The 15,154-nt window shown below is 67.5% G+C and carries 16 protein-coding genes; 8 read left to right on the top strand and 8 right to left on the bottom strand.

From position 1 onward, the window contains the following. Positions 1–147 precede the first annotated feature (147 nt). The 6 genes from NN2_RS18945 to pknB all read left to right on the top strand — a co-directional run bounded on the left by NN2_RS18945 (position 148) and on the right by pknB (position 8,523). Entirely contained in the window at positions 148–615 is a 468-nt protein-coding gene (locus NN2_RS18945) for an FHA domain-containing protein FhaB/FipA (protein ID WP_030516711.1), read from the top strand. Further along, positions 612–2,090 carry a PP2C family protein-serine/threonine phosphatase gene (locus NN2_RS18940; RefSeq protein WP_063015290.1) on the top strand — a complete coding sequence of 493 codons (1,479 nt, stop codon included), beginning with the start codon at positions 612–614 and terminating at the stop codon, positions 2,088–2,090. Before NN2_RS18945 ends, NN2_RS18940 begins: the two co-directional genes overlap by 4 nt. Next, positions 2,090–3,574 (top strand): FtsW/RodA/SpoVE family cell cycle protein, encoded by a 1,485-nt coding sequence (locus NN2_RS18935; protein ID WP_036525362.1) that lies wholly within the window; start codon positions 2,090–2,092, stop codon positions 3,572–3,574. The genes NN2_RS18940 and NN2_RS18935 overlap by 1 nt, the downstream gene beginning before the upstream one ends. After that, positions 3,571–5,037, top strand: a complete 1,467-nt coding sequence (locus tag NN2_RS18930; RefSeq protein WP_063015289.1) for a peptidoglycan D,D-transpeptidase FtsI family protein — start codon at positions 3,571–3,573, stop codon at positions 5,035–5,037. The genes NN2_RS18935 and NN2_RS18930 overlap by 4 nt, the downstream gene beginning before the upstream one ends. Before the next feature lie 82 nt (positions 5,038–5,119). After that, complete coding sequence (locus tag NN2_RS18925) at positions 5,120–6,625, top strand: protein kinase domain-containing protein (RefSeq protein WP_063015288.1); 1,506 nt, start codon at positions 5,120–5,122, stop codon at positions 6,623–6,625. Then, entirely contained in the window at positions 6,622–8,523 is a 1,902-nt protein-coding gene (pknB, locus tag NN2_RS18920) for a Stk1 family PASTA domain-containing Ser/Thr kinase (RefSeq protein WP_063015287.1), read from the top strand. Before NN2_RS18925 ends, pknB begins: the two co-directional genes overlap by 4 nt. A gap of 13 nt (positions 8,524–8,536) precedes the next feature. Here pknB and NN2_RS18915 read toward each other — a convergent pair whose 3' ends face one another. From NN2_RS18915 to NN2_RS18905, 3 genes are all read right to left on the bottom strand, one after another. Next, positions 8,537–9,043: a deaminase gene (locus NN2_RS18915; protein WP_245658767.1), complete on the bottom strand. Its 507-nt coding sequence runs from the start codon at positions 9,041–9,043 to the stop codon at positions 8,537–8,539. Next, positions 9,040–9,753: a RibD family protein gene (locus NN2_RS18910; protein WP_063015286.1), complete on the bottom strand. Its 714-nt coding sequence runs from the start codon at positions 9,751–9,753 to the stop codon at positions 9,040–9,042. Before NN2_RS18910 ends, NN2_RS18915 begins: the two co-directional genes overlap by 4 nt. Positions 9,754–9,845: 92 nt before the next feature. Further along, positions 9,846–10,484 (bottom strand): aminodeoxychorismate/anthranilate synthase component II, encoded by a 639-nt coding sequence (locus NN2_RS18905; protein WP_063015285.1) that lies wholly within the window; start codon positions 10,482–10,484, stop codon positions 9,846–9,848. 82 nt (positions 10,485–10,566) lie between these two features. On the opposite strand from NN2_RS18905, the gene crgA reads away from it, so the two are divergent. Continuing rightward, entirely contained in the window at positions 10,567–10,830 is a 264-nt protein-coding gene (crgA, locus tag NN2_RS18900) for a cell division protein CrgA (protein WP_030516702.1), read from the top strand. 175 nt (positions 10,831–11,005) lie between these two features. Next, a complete protein-coding gene (locus tag NN2_RS18895) occupies positions 11,006–11,524 on the top strand; it encodes a PH domain-containing protein (RefSeq protein WP_081879641.1) in 519 nt (172 codons plus the stop codon). A 39-nt stretch (positions 11,525–11,563) separates the two neighbouring features. Here NN2_RS18895 and NN2_RS18890 read toward each other — a convergent pair whose 3' ends face one another. The 5 genes from NN2_RS18890 to NN2_RS18870 are packed head-to-tail and all read right to left on the bottom strand — an operon-like array spanning position 11,564 to position 15,133. Beyond that, positions 11,564–12,433: a rhomboid family intramembrane serine protease gene (locus tag NN2_RS18890; protein ID WP_082857089.1), complete on the bottom strand. Its 870-nt coding sequence runs from the start codon at positions 12,431–12,433 to the stop codon at positions 11,564–11,566. Between the two features lie 14 nt (positions 12,434–12,447). Continuing rightward, positions 12,448–12,975, bottom strand: coding sequence for a peptidylprolyl isomerase (locus tag NN2_RS18885; protein ID WP_062965673.1), 528 nt, complete (start codon positions 12,973–12,975; stop codon positions 12,448–12,450). Between the two features lie 45 nt (positions 12,976–13,020). Beyond that, positions 13,021–13,236: a hypothetical protein gene (locus NN2_RS18880; RefSeq protein WP_063015283.1), complete on the bottom strand. Its 216-nt coding sequence runs from the start codon at positions 13,234–13,236 to the stop codon at positions 13,021–13,023. 53 nt (positions 13,237–13,289) lie between these two features. Continuing rightward, on the bottom strand, positions 13,290–14,132 hold the full coding sequence (locus NN2_RS18875; protein ID WP_081879640.1) for an ABC transporter permease: 843 nt from the start codon (positions 14,130–14,132) through the stop codon (positions 13,290–13,292). Beyond that, positions 14,129–15,133, bottom strand: a complete 1,005-nt coding sequence (locus NN2_RS18870) for an ATP-binding cassette domain-containing protein (RefSeq protein WP_063015282.1) — start codon at positions 15,131–15,133, stop codon at positions 14,129–14,131. Before NN2_RS18870 ends, NN2_RS18875 begins: the two co-directional genes overlap by 4 nt. Positions 15,134–15,154: the final 21 nt, after the last annotated feature.

Here is a 15,154-nt window from a genome sequence, read left to right as displayed (position 1 = left end):
AAACCGCTCGCCCGTATCGTGATCGCAACCGGTCATCGGCCCTATTATGCTGCCAACATTCGCTCGGCAGCCGGGCCGTGCTGACCAGCACGCCGGTTGGGGGACGAAACGCCACTACGGGACCGGTCGAACAGGAGGTGGAGCGCCGTGCAGGGACTGATCCTGCAGTTGACCCGTGCGGGGTTCCTCTTGTTGTTGTGGCTGTTCGTGTGGGCGGTGCTTCGCACCTTGCGCAGCGACATCTACGCGGCATCAGGCATTCGGATCCAGCCCCGACCCACCCGAGGTTCGGTGGTGCTGCCATCCTTCAGCCGTGGCCAGAAGGGCGCCAAGTATCTAGTGGTGACTCAGGGTTCACTCGCCGGCACTCGGATCACGCTCGGCACCCAACCGGTGCTCATCGGGCGTGCAGACGACTCCACGCTGGTACTGACCGACGACTACGCCTCGACCCGGCATGCACGGTTATCGCCGCGCGGCGAGGACTGGTACGTCGAAGACTTAGGATCGACCAACGGGACCTACCTCGATCGAGCGAAGGTCACCACCCCCGTCCGAGTTCCGCTCGGCACCCCTGTCCGTGTCGGTAAGACTGTGATCGAGCTGCGATCGTGACTCAAGTTCTCCGCTACGCAGCGCGTAGCGACCGTGGTCTCGTCCGGGCGAACAACGAGGACTCCGTCTATGCCGGTGCACGCCTGCTGGCGCTCGCCGACGGCATGGGCGGGCACGCCGCCGGTGAGGTGGCCTCGCAGTTGATGATCGCCGCGCTGGCTCATCTCGACGACGACGAGCCCGGCGACGATCTGCTCGGCAAACTCGACCGGGCGATTCGCGAAGGCAACGCCGCGATCGCCGACCAGGTCGAGGAGGAACCCGAACTCGACGGTATGGGCACCACGCTCACCACCATCCTGTTCGCGGGCAAGAAGCTCGGCCTCGCCCATATCGGCGACTCCCGGGCCTATCTGCTCCGCAACGGCGAGCTCGCCCAGATCACCCGCGACGACACCTTCGTCCAGTCGCTGGTCGACGAGGGCCGGATCACCCCGGAGCAGGCCCACACCCATCCGCAGCGGTCACTGATCATGCGGGCACTCACCGGAAACGAGATCGAGCCGACGCTCATCGTCCGGGAAGCCCGCGCCGGTGACCGCTATCTGCTGTGTTCGGACGGCCTGTCCGACGTGGTGAGCGACGAGACCATCGCGAACACCCTGCGCGAGGGCAATACCGACGAGGCGGCCGACCGGCTCATCGAATTGGCCCTGCGCAGCGGCGGTCCCGACAATGTGACCGTCGTCGTCGCCGATGTGATCGATCTCGACTACGGCCAGAGCCACCCCATCGTCGCGGGTGCGGCCTCCGGTGAGGACGAGGACACCCCGCCGCCCAACACCGCCGCCGGGCGTGCCGCCGCCATGCGTCCCCCGCGAGCGGCACCTCGCCGGGCCGCGGTCGCGGCGGAACCGCCCGAGCCGCACAAGAGTCACAAGGGCCGCTGGATCGCGCTGGCCGTCGCCCTGGTCGTGGCCGTCGTGGTCGGACTCGTGGTGGGCTACAAGATGATTCGCAGCAACTACTACGTGGGCGCCGACAACGGCAACGTGGTGATCATGCGCGGTCTGCCCGGCTCGGTCCTCGGCTATTCGATTCAGGATGTGGACCAGCTGGTCTGCGTCGACTCGCACAACAAGGTCACCCTCATGCGCCCCGGCGCCGGGTTCCCCAGCGGGTGTAAGCAGCTGGCCGTAGCCGATCTGCAGCAGACCGGCCGCGACAAGGTCAACAACGGCCTGCTGCCGCCGGGTGGATTCGACTCCACCCGCGGGCAGCTGGAGAAGCTGGCCGCCACCGATCTGTTGCCCGTCTGCGTCAAGCCGGCGCCGCCGGTCGCCCCGCCGCCGCCCGCCGAGGGCAGCACCGCGGCCCCGGGCAGCCCGGCTCCCGCACCCTCCCCCGCGCCCAACACCCCGGGTACGGCCGCGCCGAACCCGACCAATGCCCCCGCCCATTCCGAGCAGCCGGCACCCACCACCGCGGCGCCGGCCCCTCAGACTCCGGGGGAGAACTGCAGGAAGGCGGACTGATGTCCGCACCGGCACCGCCGTCCGCTGGAGCGTTCCCCAGTCCACCGGGCGGGTTCGCTCCCGCGCCGCCACCCTCGACCCGCCGCAACGTCGAACTGTTGCTGCTGGGTTTCGCGGTGGTCATCACCACGGTTGCGCTGGTGCTGGTGGAGGCCAGTCAGGATCAGGAAATCACCTGGGATCTGGCCAAATTGGGTTTCGCCTATCTGGCGCTGTTCGGTGTCGCCCATCTGGCGGTGCGGCGGTTCGCCCCGTTCGCCGATCCGCTGCTGTTGCCGATCGCGGCGCTGCTCAACGGACTCGGGCTGGTGTTGATCCATCGCCTGGATCTCGCCGACGAGCAGACCGCGATCCACAATTCGTGGTCGATCCCCTCCCCCGACGCCAATCAACAGGTGCTGTGGACAGCGCTGGGGATCACCCTGTTCATCGCGGTGCTGGTGCTGCTGCGCGACTACCGCACCCTGGCCCGCTACGGCTATACGCTCGGTCTGCTCGGCCTGGTGGCGCTGATGATCCCGGCGCTGCTGCCCGGGAGATTCTCCGAAACCAACGGCGCCAAGATCTGGATCCGGTTACCGGGTTTCAGTGTGCAGCCGGGTGAGTTCGCGAAGATCCTGCTGATCATCTTCTTCGCCTCGGTACTGGTCGCCAAGCGCGATCTGTTCACCGCGGCCGGACGCCACGTCCTGGGGATGGAGTTGCCGCGACCGCGCGACCTCGGCCCGATTCTGCTGGTGTGGGCGGCCTGCCTGGTCGTGTTGTTCTTCGAGAAGGACCTCGGCACCTCGCTGCTGATCTTCGCGACCGTGCTGGCCATGCTCTACATCGCGACCGAACGGGTGGGCTGGCTGATCGTCGGTGCCGGACTGCTCGCGCTCGGATTCTTCCTCGCCTACAACGCCTTCGGCCACGTGCGGGTGCGGGTGTCGACGTGGTTGCACCCGTTCGACGACTACAACAACACCGGTTACCAGATCTCGCAATCGCTGTTCGGGCTCGCGACCGGCGGCCTGGCCGGAACCGGACTCGGCAGCGGACGGCCCTCGCAGGTGCCGTTCGCCAAGACCGACTTCATCGTCGCCACCATCGGTGAGGAGCTGGGCCTGATCGGGCTCACCGCGATGCTGATGCTGTTCGCCGTCTTCGTGGTGCGCGGCCTGCGCACGGCACTGGCGGTCCGCGACAGTTTCGGCAAGCTGCTCGCCGCCGGATTGGCGTTCACGATCGCCATTCAGGTATTCGTGGTGGTGGGTGGCGTCACCAAACTGATTCCCCTGACCGGACTCACCACCCCCTTCGTGTCCTACGGCGGCTCCTCGCTGCTCGCGAACTACGCCCTGCTGGCGTTGCTGGTCAAGATCTCCGACGCCGCTCGTGCGCCGGCGCCGGCTCGCCGCCGGGAAGCCGCGCCGATCGCCGAAGCGCAGACCGAGATGATCCGCGCCGAGACGCCCCGACCCGAGAAGGGAGAGCCGGCATGAACACCCCGCTCCGCCGGGTCGCGATGGCCGTCATGGTGATGATCGTCGCGCTGCTGGTCAACGCGACCTACGTCCAGGTGATCAAGGCCGACAGCCTGCGCAACGACCCGCGCAACTCCCGGGTCCTGCTCGACGAGTACAGCCGCCAGCGCGGTCAGATCTCGGCGGGCGGCACGGTGCTCGCCAGTTCGGTGGCCACCGACGACCGCTACAAGTATCTGCGCACCTATCCCACCGACCCCTCCGCCTACGCCCCGGTGACCGGCTTCTATTCGATGCAGTACGGCAGCACCGGTCTGGAGCGTTCCGAGGATTCCGTGCTCAACGGGTCCGACAGCGCGCTGTTCGGCCGCCGCCTGATCGATATGATCTCCGGACGCGATCCGCGCGGCGGCAATGTGGTGACCACCATCAATCCGATGATGCAGAAGGTCGCCTACGACCAGCTCACCAGCAAGGGTTACACCGGTTCGGTGGTGGCCATCGAACCGAGTACCGGCCGCATCCTGACCATGGTGTCGACACCGAGCTACGACCCGAACCAGCTGTCCACGCACGACGGCGCGCGTGCCACCCAGGCCTGGGAATCGCTGAGCGCGGACCCCGGTCAGCCGATGTTGAATCGTGCGGTGTCGCAGACATATCCGCCCGGTTCGACGTTCAAGGTCGTCGTCGCCGCGGCCGCGCTGTCGATGGGGATCAAGCCGGAGGACGCGTTCACCGCCGCGCCGAACATCACCCTGCCCGGTACGAACACCACGCTGGAGAACTACAACGGCACCCCGTGTGGCGGCGGTGCGACCGCGACCATGCACGACGCGTTCCGGCTCTCGTGCAACACCGCCTTCGCCGAGATCGGCATGAAGGTGGGTGCGGCCAAACTCAAGGACGAGGCCGCGGCCTTCGGCATCGGCCCGCATTCGGGCATTCCGATTCCGGTGGCCGACAGCACCGTCGGGCCGATTCCGGACAACGCGGCGCTCGCGCAGACCAGCATCGGACAACGAGACGTGGCTCTCACCCCGCTCGACGATGCGGTGATCGCGGCTACCGTAGCCAATGGCGGTGTGCGGATGGAACCGCATCTGGTCGACCGGACCCAGGGTCCCGACCTGCGCGATCTGTCCACCACCAAACCGGTGTCGGTCGGGCAGGCGATCAGCGCCCCGGTGGCCAGCCAGCTGACCGGGCTGATGATCGATTCGGAGAAGTCCACGGCCGGGGGCACCCAGCCGCGGCCGTACCAGATCGCTTCCAAGACGGGCACCGCCGAACACGGCAGCGACCCGCGCAACACCCCGCCGCACGCCTGGTACATAGCGTTCGCGCCGGCCCAGAACCCGAAGATCGCGATCGCTGTCATCGTGGAGAACGGCGGCGACCGTGCCCTGGCGGCGACCGGTGGATCGGTGGCGGCGCCGGTGGCACGGGCGGTGCTGGATGCCGGATTGCAGGGGGGCTGAGAACAATGAGTAAGCGAGGACCAGGACCCCAGGTGGATATGCAACAACGTCGTGATCGGCGAACCTACCGACGGGGGCGGCCATGCTGAACAACGGTGCCCTGATCGCCGATCGGTATCGGCTGCAACGTCTGATCGCCACGGGCGGTATGGGCCAGGTGTGGGAGGCATTGGACACCCGCCTGGACCGCCGGGTCGCGGTGAAGGTCCTCAAGGCCGAATTCTCCGCGGATCCGACGTTCCGGCATCGGTTCAAGACCGAGGCCAAGACCACCGCCCAGCTCAACCACCCCGGCATCGCAGGCGTCTACGACTACGGCGAGACCTACGATCCACAGGGTGGTGAAACCGCCTACCTCGTGATGGAGCTGGTCCAGGGCGAACCGCTGAACGCGGTGCTGAACCGGCTCGGCCGGCTCTCGGTCGGCCAGGGTCTGGACATGCTGGAACAGACCAGCCGCGCCCTCGAGGTCGCCCATGCCGCGGGCGTCGTCCACCGCGACGTGAAGCCCGGCAATATCCTGGTCACCCCCACGGGTCAGGTGAAGATCACCGACTTCGGCATCGCGAAGGCGGTCGACGCCTCACCGGTGACCAAGACCGGCATGGTGATGGGCACCGCCCAGTACATCGCCCCCGAGCAGGCCACCGGCGAGGACGCCACCTCGGCCAGCGATGTGTACTCGCTCGGCGTCGTCGGCTACGAGGCGCTGTCGGGCCATCGGCCGTTCACCGGCGACGGTGCCCTGACGGTGGCGATGAAGCATGTGCGCGAGGCGCCCCCGCCGATGCCGGCCGATCTGCCGCCGAACGTGCGCGAGCTGATCGACATCACGATGACCAAGGATCCGACGCGGCGCTACCACAGCGGCGGCGAATTCGCCGATGCCGTGGCCGCGGTCCGGGCCGGTCGACGCCCACCGCCGCCGCGCGGAGGTGCGGTGCCGCAGACCGGTGCGACTCGCGTACTCCCGCCCGGTCCGACCGCGGTGATCCCACGCAACGACTACGACGGCGCGACCGTCCGCTACCCGACCGCCGAACCGGCCCGGGTGGGCGCGGCGGCAGGTTCGACGGCCATGATGCCGGGTCCCGGCGGCCCGGACGAGGACGGCGAGAAGTCGGGATTCACCACCGGTCAGAAGGTGATGGCCGGGCTCGGCGCCGGCGCGGTGCTGCTCGGCGGCCTGGCCGCGTGGGTGCTGCTCAGCGGTAAGGCGCCGGATTCGACGGTGTCGCCGGTGAAGTCGACCACCTCCGTCGTCGCGCCTCCGCCGCCGACCACGGTGTGGACGACGACCGAGGAACCGACCACCACCACCCAACCGGCCCCGCCGCCGGTGGTGACGACGACTCCCGAGCCGACCACGACGACGACACCCCCGCCGACCACGACCACCACCGCACCGCCGACGACCACCACCACCCGGGAGCGGCCGACCCGCACCACACGCCCCACAACTCGCCCGTCCTACCCCTCGCTCGACCTACCATTGCCGGGGGCCGGCGATTCACTGCCGGGGGTCGGCGGTACGCACGAAGCCGACAGCAGCAGATACCCCGAAACCTCCTCACAAGGAATGCCATGACGACCCCGAAGAATCTGTCTTCTCGCTACGAACTGGGCGAGATCATCGGATTCGGCGGTATGTCGGAGGTGCACAAGGCTCGTGACCTGCGGCTGGGTCGCGACGTGGCGATCAAGGTGCTGCGCGCCGACCTCGCTCGCGACCCCACGTTCTATCTGCGGTTCAAGCGCGAGGCGCAGAATGCGGCGGCGTTGAACCATCCGGCGATCGTCGCGGTGTACGACACCGGCGAGGCCGAGGTGGACGGCGGCCCGCTGCCCTACATCGTGATGGAGTACGTCGACGGCGAGACGCTGCGCGATATCGTGCGCGGCAAGGGTCCGCTGCCGCCGCGGCGGGCGATGGAGATCATCGCCGATGTCTGTGCCGCACTGGATTTCAGCCACAAGAACGGCATCGTGCATCGCGACATGAAGCCGGCCAACATCATGATCAACCGCCAGGGTGCGGTGAAGGTGATGGACTTCGGCATCGCGCGCGCCATCGCGGACAGTTCGAATCCGATGACCCAGACCGCCGCGGTGATCGGCACCGCGCAGTATCTGTCCCCGGAACAAGCCCGCGGCGAGCAGGTCGACGCCCGGTCCGATGTGTACTCCGTCGGCTGTGTGCTGTACGAAATCCTCACGGGGCAGCCACCTTTCACCGGCGACTCGCCGGTCGCCGTCGCCTACCAGCATGTCCGCGAGGATCCGAAGCTGCCGTCGCTGGTTCATCCCGGCGTACCGCGCGAACTCGATTCGGTCATCCTCAAGGCGATGAGCAAGAATCCGGCCAACCGGTATCAGTCCGCGGCCGAGATGCGCGCCGATCTGATCCGGGTGCTGGGCGGCCAGAAGCCGCAGGCCCCGATGGTGATGACCGAGGAGGACCGCACCACCTTCCTCGGCAGTATGGATCCCGAACCGCGTAGTTACCGCACGGTCGAACGCAACGACGGCGACGACGAACCGGAACCCGAATCCGAGGGGTCCAGACGCAAGTTGTGGATCGGCATCGGCGCGGCCGCGGTGGTCGCGGTGCTGGTCGCGCTGTTTTGGGTGTTGATCGGGCCGGGCAGCCGGCCCGATCAGGTCGCGATCCCCGATCTGGCCAACAGACCCGCCCAGGAAGCGCAGAGCGATCTGGAGAAGCTGGGCTTCGACGTCGCCATCCAGCAGAAACCGGACGGCAAGGTCGCCAGCGGCAATGTGGTCGCGACGCAGCCGCTCGGCGGCGCTCGGGTGGACAAGGGGTCCACGGTGACCCTGCAGATTTCGACCGGACCGCAGCAGGTACCGGTGCCACAGCTGACGAAACTCACTCAGCAGCAGGCCGAGCAGAATTTGAACGCGGCCGGGCTACTGCTGGATCCGCAGATCCAGCGGGGCGCCTCCAGTCCGGAGGACAAGGACAAGGTGATCGCCGAATCCCCCGCCGCCGGCACCAGGATCGATGCCGGTTCCAAGGTGACGATCACCCTCGGCAAGGGTCCGGACCAGGTTCGCGTGCCCGATGTGGTGGGTCAGTCGATCGATGTGGCCGAACCGAACCTGGCCGACAGCGCGGGGTTCAAGGTCGTGATCCAGAAGGTCAGCTCGTCGCGGCCCGCCGGTGAGGTGCTGTCCACCGATCCGGCCGGCGGCTCCATGGCCGACAAGGGCTCGACCATCACGGTCCAGGTCTCCAGCGACCAGATCACCATGCCGTCGCTGACCGGCCTCACCCCGTCGCAAGCCGTGGACAAACTGCGCTCGGTGGGCTGGACCGGCGGTGTGGGCCAGATCAGCCAGAGCACGCAGGGCACATTCGACGCGAGCAATGTCGGCCGGGTGATCGATCAGCAGCCCCGACCGGGTTCGTCGGTGGCGCGCAACGCGACCATCACGATCGTCACGGGAGTGCTGGGACCGCCCTGATCCGGGCCGGTAATCACAACGCGAGGTGGCGATTCATCGACATGGCTTCTTCGGCCAGGTCGGGAAGTTCGACCACCTCGACGCCGTGTTCGCACAGGTTCTCCACGCCGACGCAGTTCTCCACGAAGGTGCGCGGTTCCCGCCACGCGATGACGACGCGCGGAATTCCGGCAGCCAGGATGCGGTCGGCACACGGGACGCGGCCTACCGAGGCCCGGGTGGAACACGGCTCGAGCGTGCTGTAGATGGTGGCCTGAGCGAGCCGGGGGTCGGCGCCGAGTTTGTTCAGCGCCGATTCCTCGGCGTGCACCTTCGCGTCGGTCTCGCGGGAGTAGCCGTGCGCGAGTTCCACGCCGTCCGGGCCGACGATCACCGCGCCGACCGAGAAAGCGGTCGCACTCGGCGGGCACAGCCGGGCCAGGCCGATCGCGTGATGCATCCAGAATCGGTGCGCCCCCGGCCGGCCGGGGACACGGCTGGCCGACTCGACCGACTCCCACGCATCGGATTCGGTTGTCACTGTGAGTGTTCCATCGTCGGCGAACTCCCATCGGACGGTGTCTGCTTCGGCAGATAACGCAGCACTGCGATATCGCCGAGACGAGTGATATCCACCAAAGCCATTCTGCGCCGAGAACCGCCGGGAAAGTCGGCAGGATGCAGAAATTTCGGGGCCCCGCTGTCCCCGACCAGCACCGGGGCGACCGCCATCAGCAGTTCGTCGGCCAGATCCGCCGCGAGAAACGCGGTGTGGATGCGGCCGCCGCCCTCGACCATCAGGCGGCCGATCCCGCGCTCGCCCAGATCGTCGAGCAGCGCGCCGAAATCGACGGAGTTGCCGAGGGCGACGACCTCGGCGCGGCCTGCGAGCCGATCGCCCAGCCGCGCGCGCCCGGCCGTGGTCGTATAGACCAGTCGCTCCCCATCCTGTTTCCACAGCCGCTGTCCGGGATCGAGTTCACCGCTCGCGGTGACGATGACGCGCACCGGGAATTCGGATTTTCCCGCCGCGATGCGAGCCTCGCGCCGCCGCTCACTGCTCAGCGACAGCCGGGGATCGTCGCGCCGCAGGGTCTCGGCGCCGATCAGAATGGCGTCGGCCTCGGCACGCACCTGGTCGACGCGATCGAAATCCTCGGCATTGGACAGCAGCAGTCGTTGCGGGCCGGCGTCGTCGATATATCCGTCGACACTCGTGGCCACCGACAGCACGACATAGGGCCGAGCCATCAGCGCCGCCGGGTCACGACGACCGCACCGGGCTTATGCATGCGCAAACTCCTTGTCACGGTAAGGCTTTCGCGTGCGGCGCTACGAGCCCGTCAGACCAGCGCGGCGACCTCGGCTTCGAGCGTCTCGACCAGGCCCTCGGCCGGCCGCTCGCCGCACACCTCGAGCCAGTTCGCCAGCATCCGGTGCCCGCCCTGGGTCAGCACCGATTCGGGATGGAATTGCACACCGTGAATCGGCAGGTCGCGATGCCGCATGGCCATCACGATCCCGCTCTCGGTCCGCCCGATCACCTCGATATCACCGGGCAAGGTGTCCTCGAGCACGGTCAGCGAGTGATAGCGGGTGGCGGTGAACGGGTCGGGCAGCCCGGCCAGCACCCCGGAACCGATGTGGAAGACCGAACTCGTCTTGCCGTGCAGCAGCTCGGGGGCACGAGTCACGGTCGCGCCGAACGCCTCTCCGATCGCCTGATGTCCCAGGCACACCCCGAGCAGCGGAGTCCGGTTCCGGGCGCACGCGCGGACCAGTTCGATGCTCGCGCCGGCGCGGTCCGGTGTGCCCGGGCCCGGGCTGATCAACAGGCCGTCGAAATCGGCGGCCGCGGCATCGGTGTCCTGCAGCCGGGAGTCGTCGTTGCGCCAGACGGTCGCCTCGGCACCCAGCTGGCCCAGATATTGGACCAGGTTGAATACGAAGCTGTCGTAATTGTCGACGACCAGAACACGCATGGTTCGAGAGTACGTGGCGCCACCGCCGATACGCAGCTGAGATAGCCTTTAGGCAGACCTGCACGCCGAATACGAGGACGTCATGCCCAAGTCGAAGGTCCGCAAGAAGACCGACTACACGATCAACCCGACCAGCCGCACCCCGGTGAAGGTGAAGGGCGGTCCGTCGCCGGTCTGGTATGTGGCGATCATGCTCGGCTTCATGCTGGCCGGCCTGGCATGGTTGCTGGTCTATTACCTGGGCGCCGACCACATCCAGTGGATGAGCGATCTGAACGCCTGGAACTTCCTCATCGGCTTCGGACTGATGGTGATCGGCCTGATCATGACGATGCGGTGGCGTTGATCGCGCTGTCGCACGGGTGGCGTTGATCGCGCTGTCGCACGGGTGGCGTTGATCGCGCTGTCGCACGGGTGGCGTTGATCGCGCTGTCGCACGGGCGTTGACCCTTATTACACGCGTGTGATTCATGCACACCTGTGGATGACTCTGTGGACAACTCGAGGAGCAATTGGGGACCGTGAGCACACCACCCGAACACCCCGAGTCCGACCGCCCGGGATCCAGCCCGGAATTCGGCAGTTCCGAGTCGGCGCCCCGGCTCGAGTGGTCCACCCCCGCGCCCGCCTTGGCCGCGGTCACCCTCGGCGGAGTGGCGCTGGCCGTGGCCGCCGCGTTCGCCTCCGACGCACCGAGTCGGCTGTTGATCGGATTGGGTGCGGCACTGCTGCTGTGCATGGCCGGACTGGGCTTCCGTCAACGCCCGCGCCTGACCGTCGTGCCCGGGAAACCGGCCCACCTGGTGGTTCGTGGCCTGTTCGGCCCGGTCAGCTACGGACCCGAGCAGATTCTGCGGGCACGGGTCGTCGGTTTCCGGCGGCTGGGCCGGAGCATCCCCAATCTGGAACTCGATGTCGACCACAAGGGTGAGGAACGGCTGGTGATCTTCGGCCGCTGGGACCTCGGTACCCATCCTCAGGACGTCCTGGACGTGCTGACCGTGCACGGTCTCGTTCCCGCCGATCCCCGCACCAGCTGACAACCGGGCGGGCCGCAGTCGAATCGGGCGGCCACCGAATCAGGCGAGAACCGCCGCACCCGCACCGATCAGTGCGAGCGCCAGGGCGGCGAGTCCGGCTACCGCACCCCATCCGATCCATCGGATCGAATCGCGCGTGCGCGCCCGCAGCCATTCCGGCAGGAACAGGATTCCGGCGGCGGCGAGCGTGCCCGCCACCAATCCACCGAGGTGGCCCCACAGCGAGATGCCGGGCAGGGACACGCTGATGAGCAGGTTGATCGCGATCAACACCAGCATCTGCACCGGACTCTGCCGCAGCCGCAGCAGAATCACGGTCATCGCGCCGAACAGACCGTAGATGGCGCCGGAGGCACCGGCCGTGGCGGAATCGGTCGCCAGCCACATGACCGCCGCGGATCCACCGAGCAGCGACACCAGATAGATCGCGAGGAAGCGCGAACGTCCCAGCACGAGTTCGGTATCGCGGCCGAGAATGTAGAGCGCGAACATGTTGACCACGAGATGCAGCGGCCCGTAGTGCAGGAATCCGGAACCGAGGACCCGAATCCACTGCCCCTGGGCAACCCACTGCGGTGCGAGCACCCAGTCGAAGAACAGCCGCGACAGATGATTGTCGGTGACACTGTGCGCTTGACTCGCGGTGACGGCGAAGACCGCGACGTTGATCGCGATCAGCGCATAGGTGACATACGGCGTGCGGCGAGCGGTGGCGAACGGACCGCCGACGGTCGGCTGTACCGGCCGAATATCGGTGCGGCCCTGCGCGACACACTCCGCACAATGCTGTCCGACGGCGGCCGGTTGCAGACATTGGGGGCACGCCGGCCGCCCGCACCGCGTGCATGCCAGTCCGGTGGTGCGATCGGGATGGCGGTAGCAGGTCGGTACGGGCGGTTGCGGATTCACGAAACTCCGATGGGTCAGCTCAGGGTGATGCTCGAGATGACGACCGGCTCCTTCGGCCGGTCGTTGCGGTCGGTCGCGGTGGTCGCGATGGCGTCGACGACCTTGCGCGAATCGGCGTCCACCACTTCGCCGAAGATGGTGTGGCGACGGTTCAGGTGCGGCTGCGGACCGACGGTGATGAAGAACTGCGAACCGTTGGTGCCGGGTCCGGCGTTGGCCATGGCCAGCAGGTAGCCACGATCGAAGCGCAGTTCGGGGTGGAATTCGTCGGCGAATTCGTATCCCGGCCCACCACGGCCGGTACCCGTCGGGTCACCGCCCTGAATCATGAAACCATCGATCACCCGGTGGAATACGCTGCCGTCGTAGAACGGTCCGGAGGTGCCGCCGCCGGCGTTCTTCGTCGTGTAGGCCGCGCTGCCGTCGGCCAGGCCGACGAAGTTGCGCACCGTCTTCGGGGCGTGGTTACCGAAGAGCGAGATCTTGATGTCGCCGAGGTTGGTGTGCAGGACGGCCACGGCGGTCTGATTCGGTGAGGTCACGCCGAATATCGTGCCATGTCGGCTGTCCGTACTCGCGGGGCGCGCCTAGCCGGTGTGCGCCGCGTCGTCGGTGGAGGCCGCCGTCTCGGGCGCGGTCGCTCCGCCCGCATATCCCAGCCGCGGCGGTTCGGCGGCCGGCTCCGGAAGCTGCGGGCGACGCGAGGCGGCCACCCATGCGGCACCGCCCGCGGCGGCGGCAACGCCCGCCGCGATGAGCCGATTACGCAACCGACCGGATTTCCGGGAACTCCCCAACTGCATGGCACCATGCTGTCACAGGCACGGGCCGCCCGCAGTAGCGCCAGGTGAGAGGCTCACCGGCTGACGGACCGCTTGAACTGACGCAGCGCCAGCGGCACGAAGATCGCCAGGATCGCCACCACCCAGATCAATGTCGTCGCCACCGGATGCTGCAGCGACCACACATCCGGCGTCGGATTCGTCGGACTCGTGTTGCCGAACAGATCGCGCGTCGCCTGCGTCACCGCCGATACCGGATTCCATTCCGCGACGACGCGCAGCGGCGTCGGCAGCACCTCGCTGGGCACGAAGGTGTTGGCGATGAAGGTCAGCGGGAAGATCACCATGAAACTGGCGTTGTTGAACACTTCCGGCGCCCGCACCAGCAAACCGACCACGGCCATGATCCAGGAAATCGCGTAGGCGAACAGCAACAGCAAGGCATAGGCGAGCACGGCCTCGAGGAAGGATCCGTGGATGCGCCAGCCGACGAGCAGACCGGTCACCGACATCACGACCAGGCTCACCACGTTGATGGCGACATCGGCCACGGTGCGCCCGACCAGCACCGCCGACGGTGCCATCGGCAGTGAGCGGAACCGGTCGATGATTCCGCGCTGCATATCCTCGGCCAGGCTGGTACCGGTGAACGTGGCGCCGAAGACCGAGGTCTGGGCGAAGATGCCGGCGATCAGGAATTCGCGGTACGACGTGCCCTGCACGCTGATCGCCGAGCCGAAGATGTAGGCGAACAACAGGACGAACATGATCGGCGACAGCGTCGAGAAGATCAGCACGTCGGGCACTCGTTTGATCTTGATGACATTGCGCTTGGCAATGGTCAGGCTGTCCCCGGCCACGGTGGCCGCGCGTTCGGCCAGGGTCGGTCTGCGGGTGTCGGCCGCGGCGGTGATCATCTGCTCTGTCCTTCCGTGGCTTGTTCGAGGGTCTGCGCGGCATCGGCCGGGTCGATGGAGTCGGCGGCCTCGTGCCCGGTCAGGGTGAGGAAGACGTCGTCGAGCGAGGGCCGTCGCAGGCCCACATCCTGGATGCGCACCCGGTGCGCGGACAGCCGCTCGATGGTGTCGACCAGGGCCTGCGAGCCGTCGTCGACGGGAATGGTGAGCCGCCGCAACCCCGGTTCGACGTGGATATCGCCGACCGCCAGCCCGGCCAGTGCCTGCTGGGCGACGGCGAGCGCGTCGACATGCTCGACCGTCAACTCGATCCGATCGCCCCCGACCGTAGCTTTCAACTCGTCGGCGGTGCCGCGCGCGATGACCGAGCCGTGATCGATCACCACGATGGTGTCGGCCAGCCGGTCCGCCTCCTCCATGTACTGCGTGGTCAGCAGGAGGCTGGTACCACCGGCGACGAGTTCCTCGATCACATCCCACAGGTCCATCCGGGCCCGTGGATCGAGCCCGGTGGTCGGCTCGTCGAGGAACAGCACCGGCGGATTCGCCACCAGGGCTCCGGCCAGGTCCAGCCGGCGCCGCATGCCGCCGGAGTAGCCCTTCACCGGCCGATCGGCCGCCTCACTGAGCCGGAAGCGCTCGAGCAGTTCCCGGGCACGCTGTTTACTGCGCTGAATGCCCAGGTGGTACAGCCTCCCCACCATCTCCAAATTCTCGAAGCCGGTGAGATATTCATCCACGGCCGCGTACTGACCGGAGGCACCGATGTGGGCGCGTAACCGCTGCGGTTCGCGCAGCACATCGATACCGGCGACCGTGGCGCGGCCGGCATCGGGGGTGAGCAGTGTGGTGAGCACCCGGACCGTCGTGGTTTTCCCGGATCCGTTGGGGCCGAGCAGGGCGGTCACCGTCCCCTCGGGAACCGCTAGGTCGAGCCCGTCGAGTGCGACGAGCCGACCGTACTTCTTGACCAAACCCTCGGCGATGATGGCGTCGGGCATGCTTTTCCCCTGCCGTTCGAT

It is taken from the genome of Nocardia nova NBRC 15556 (genome assembly GCF_001613005.1).
Classification (GTDB): domain Bacteria; phylum Actinomycetota; class Actinomycetes; order Mycobacteriales; family Mycobacteriaceae; genus Nocardia; species Nocardia nova.
This window is presented reverse-complemented; position numbering and strand designations above follow the sequence as displayed.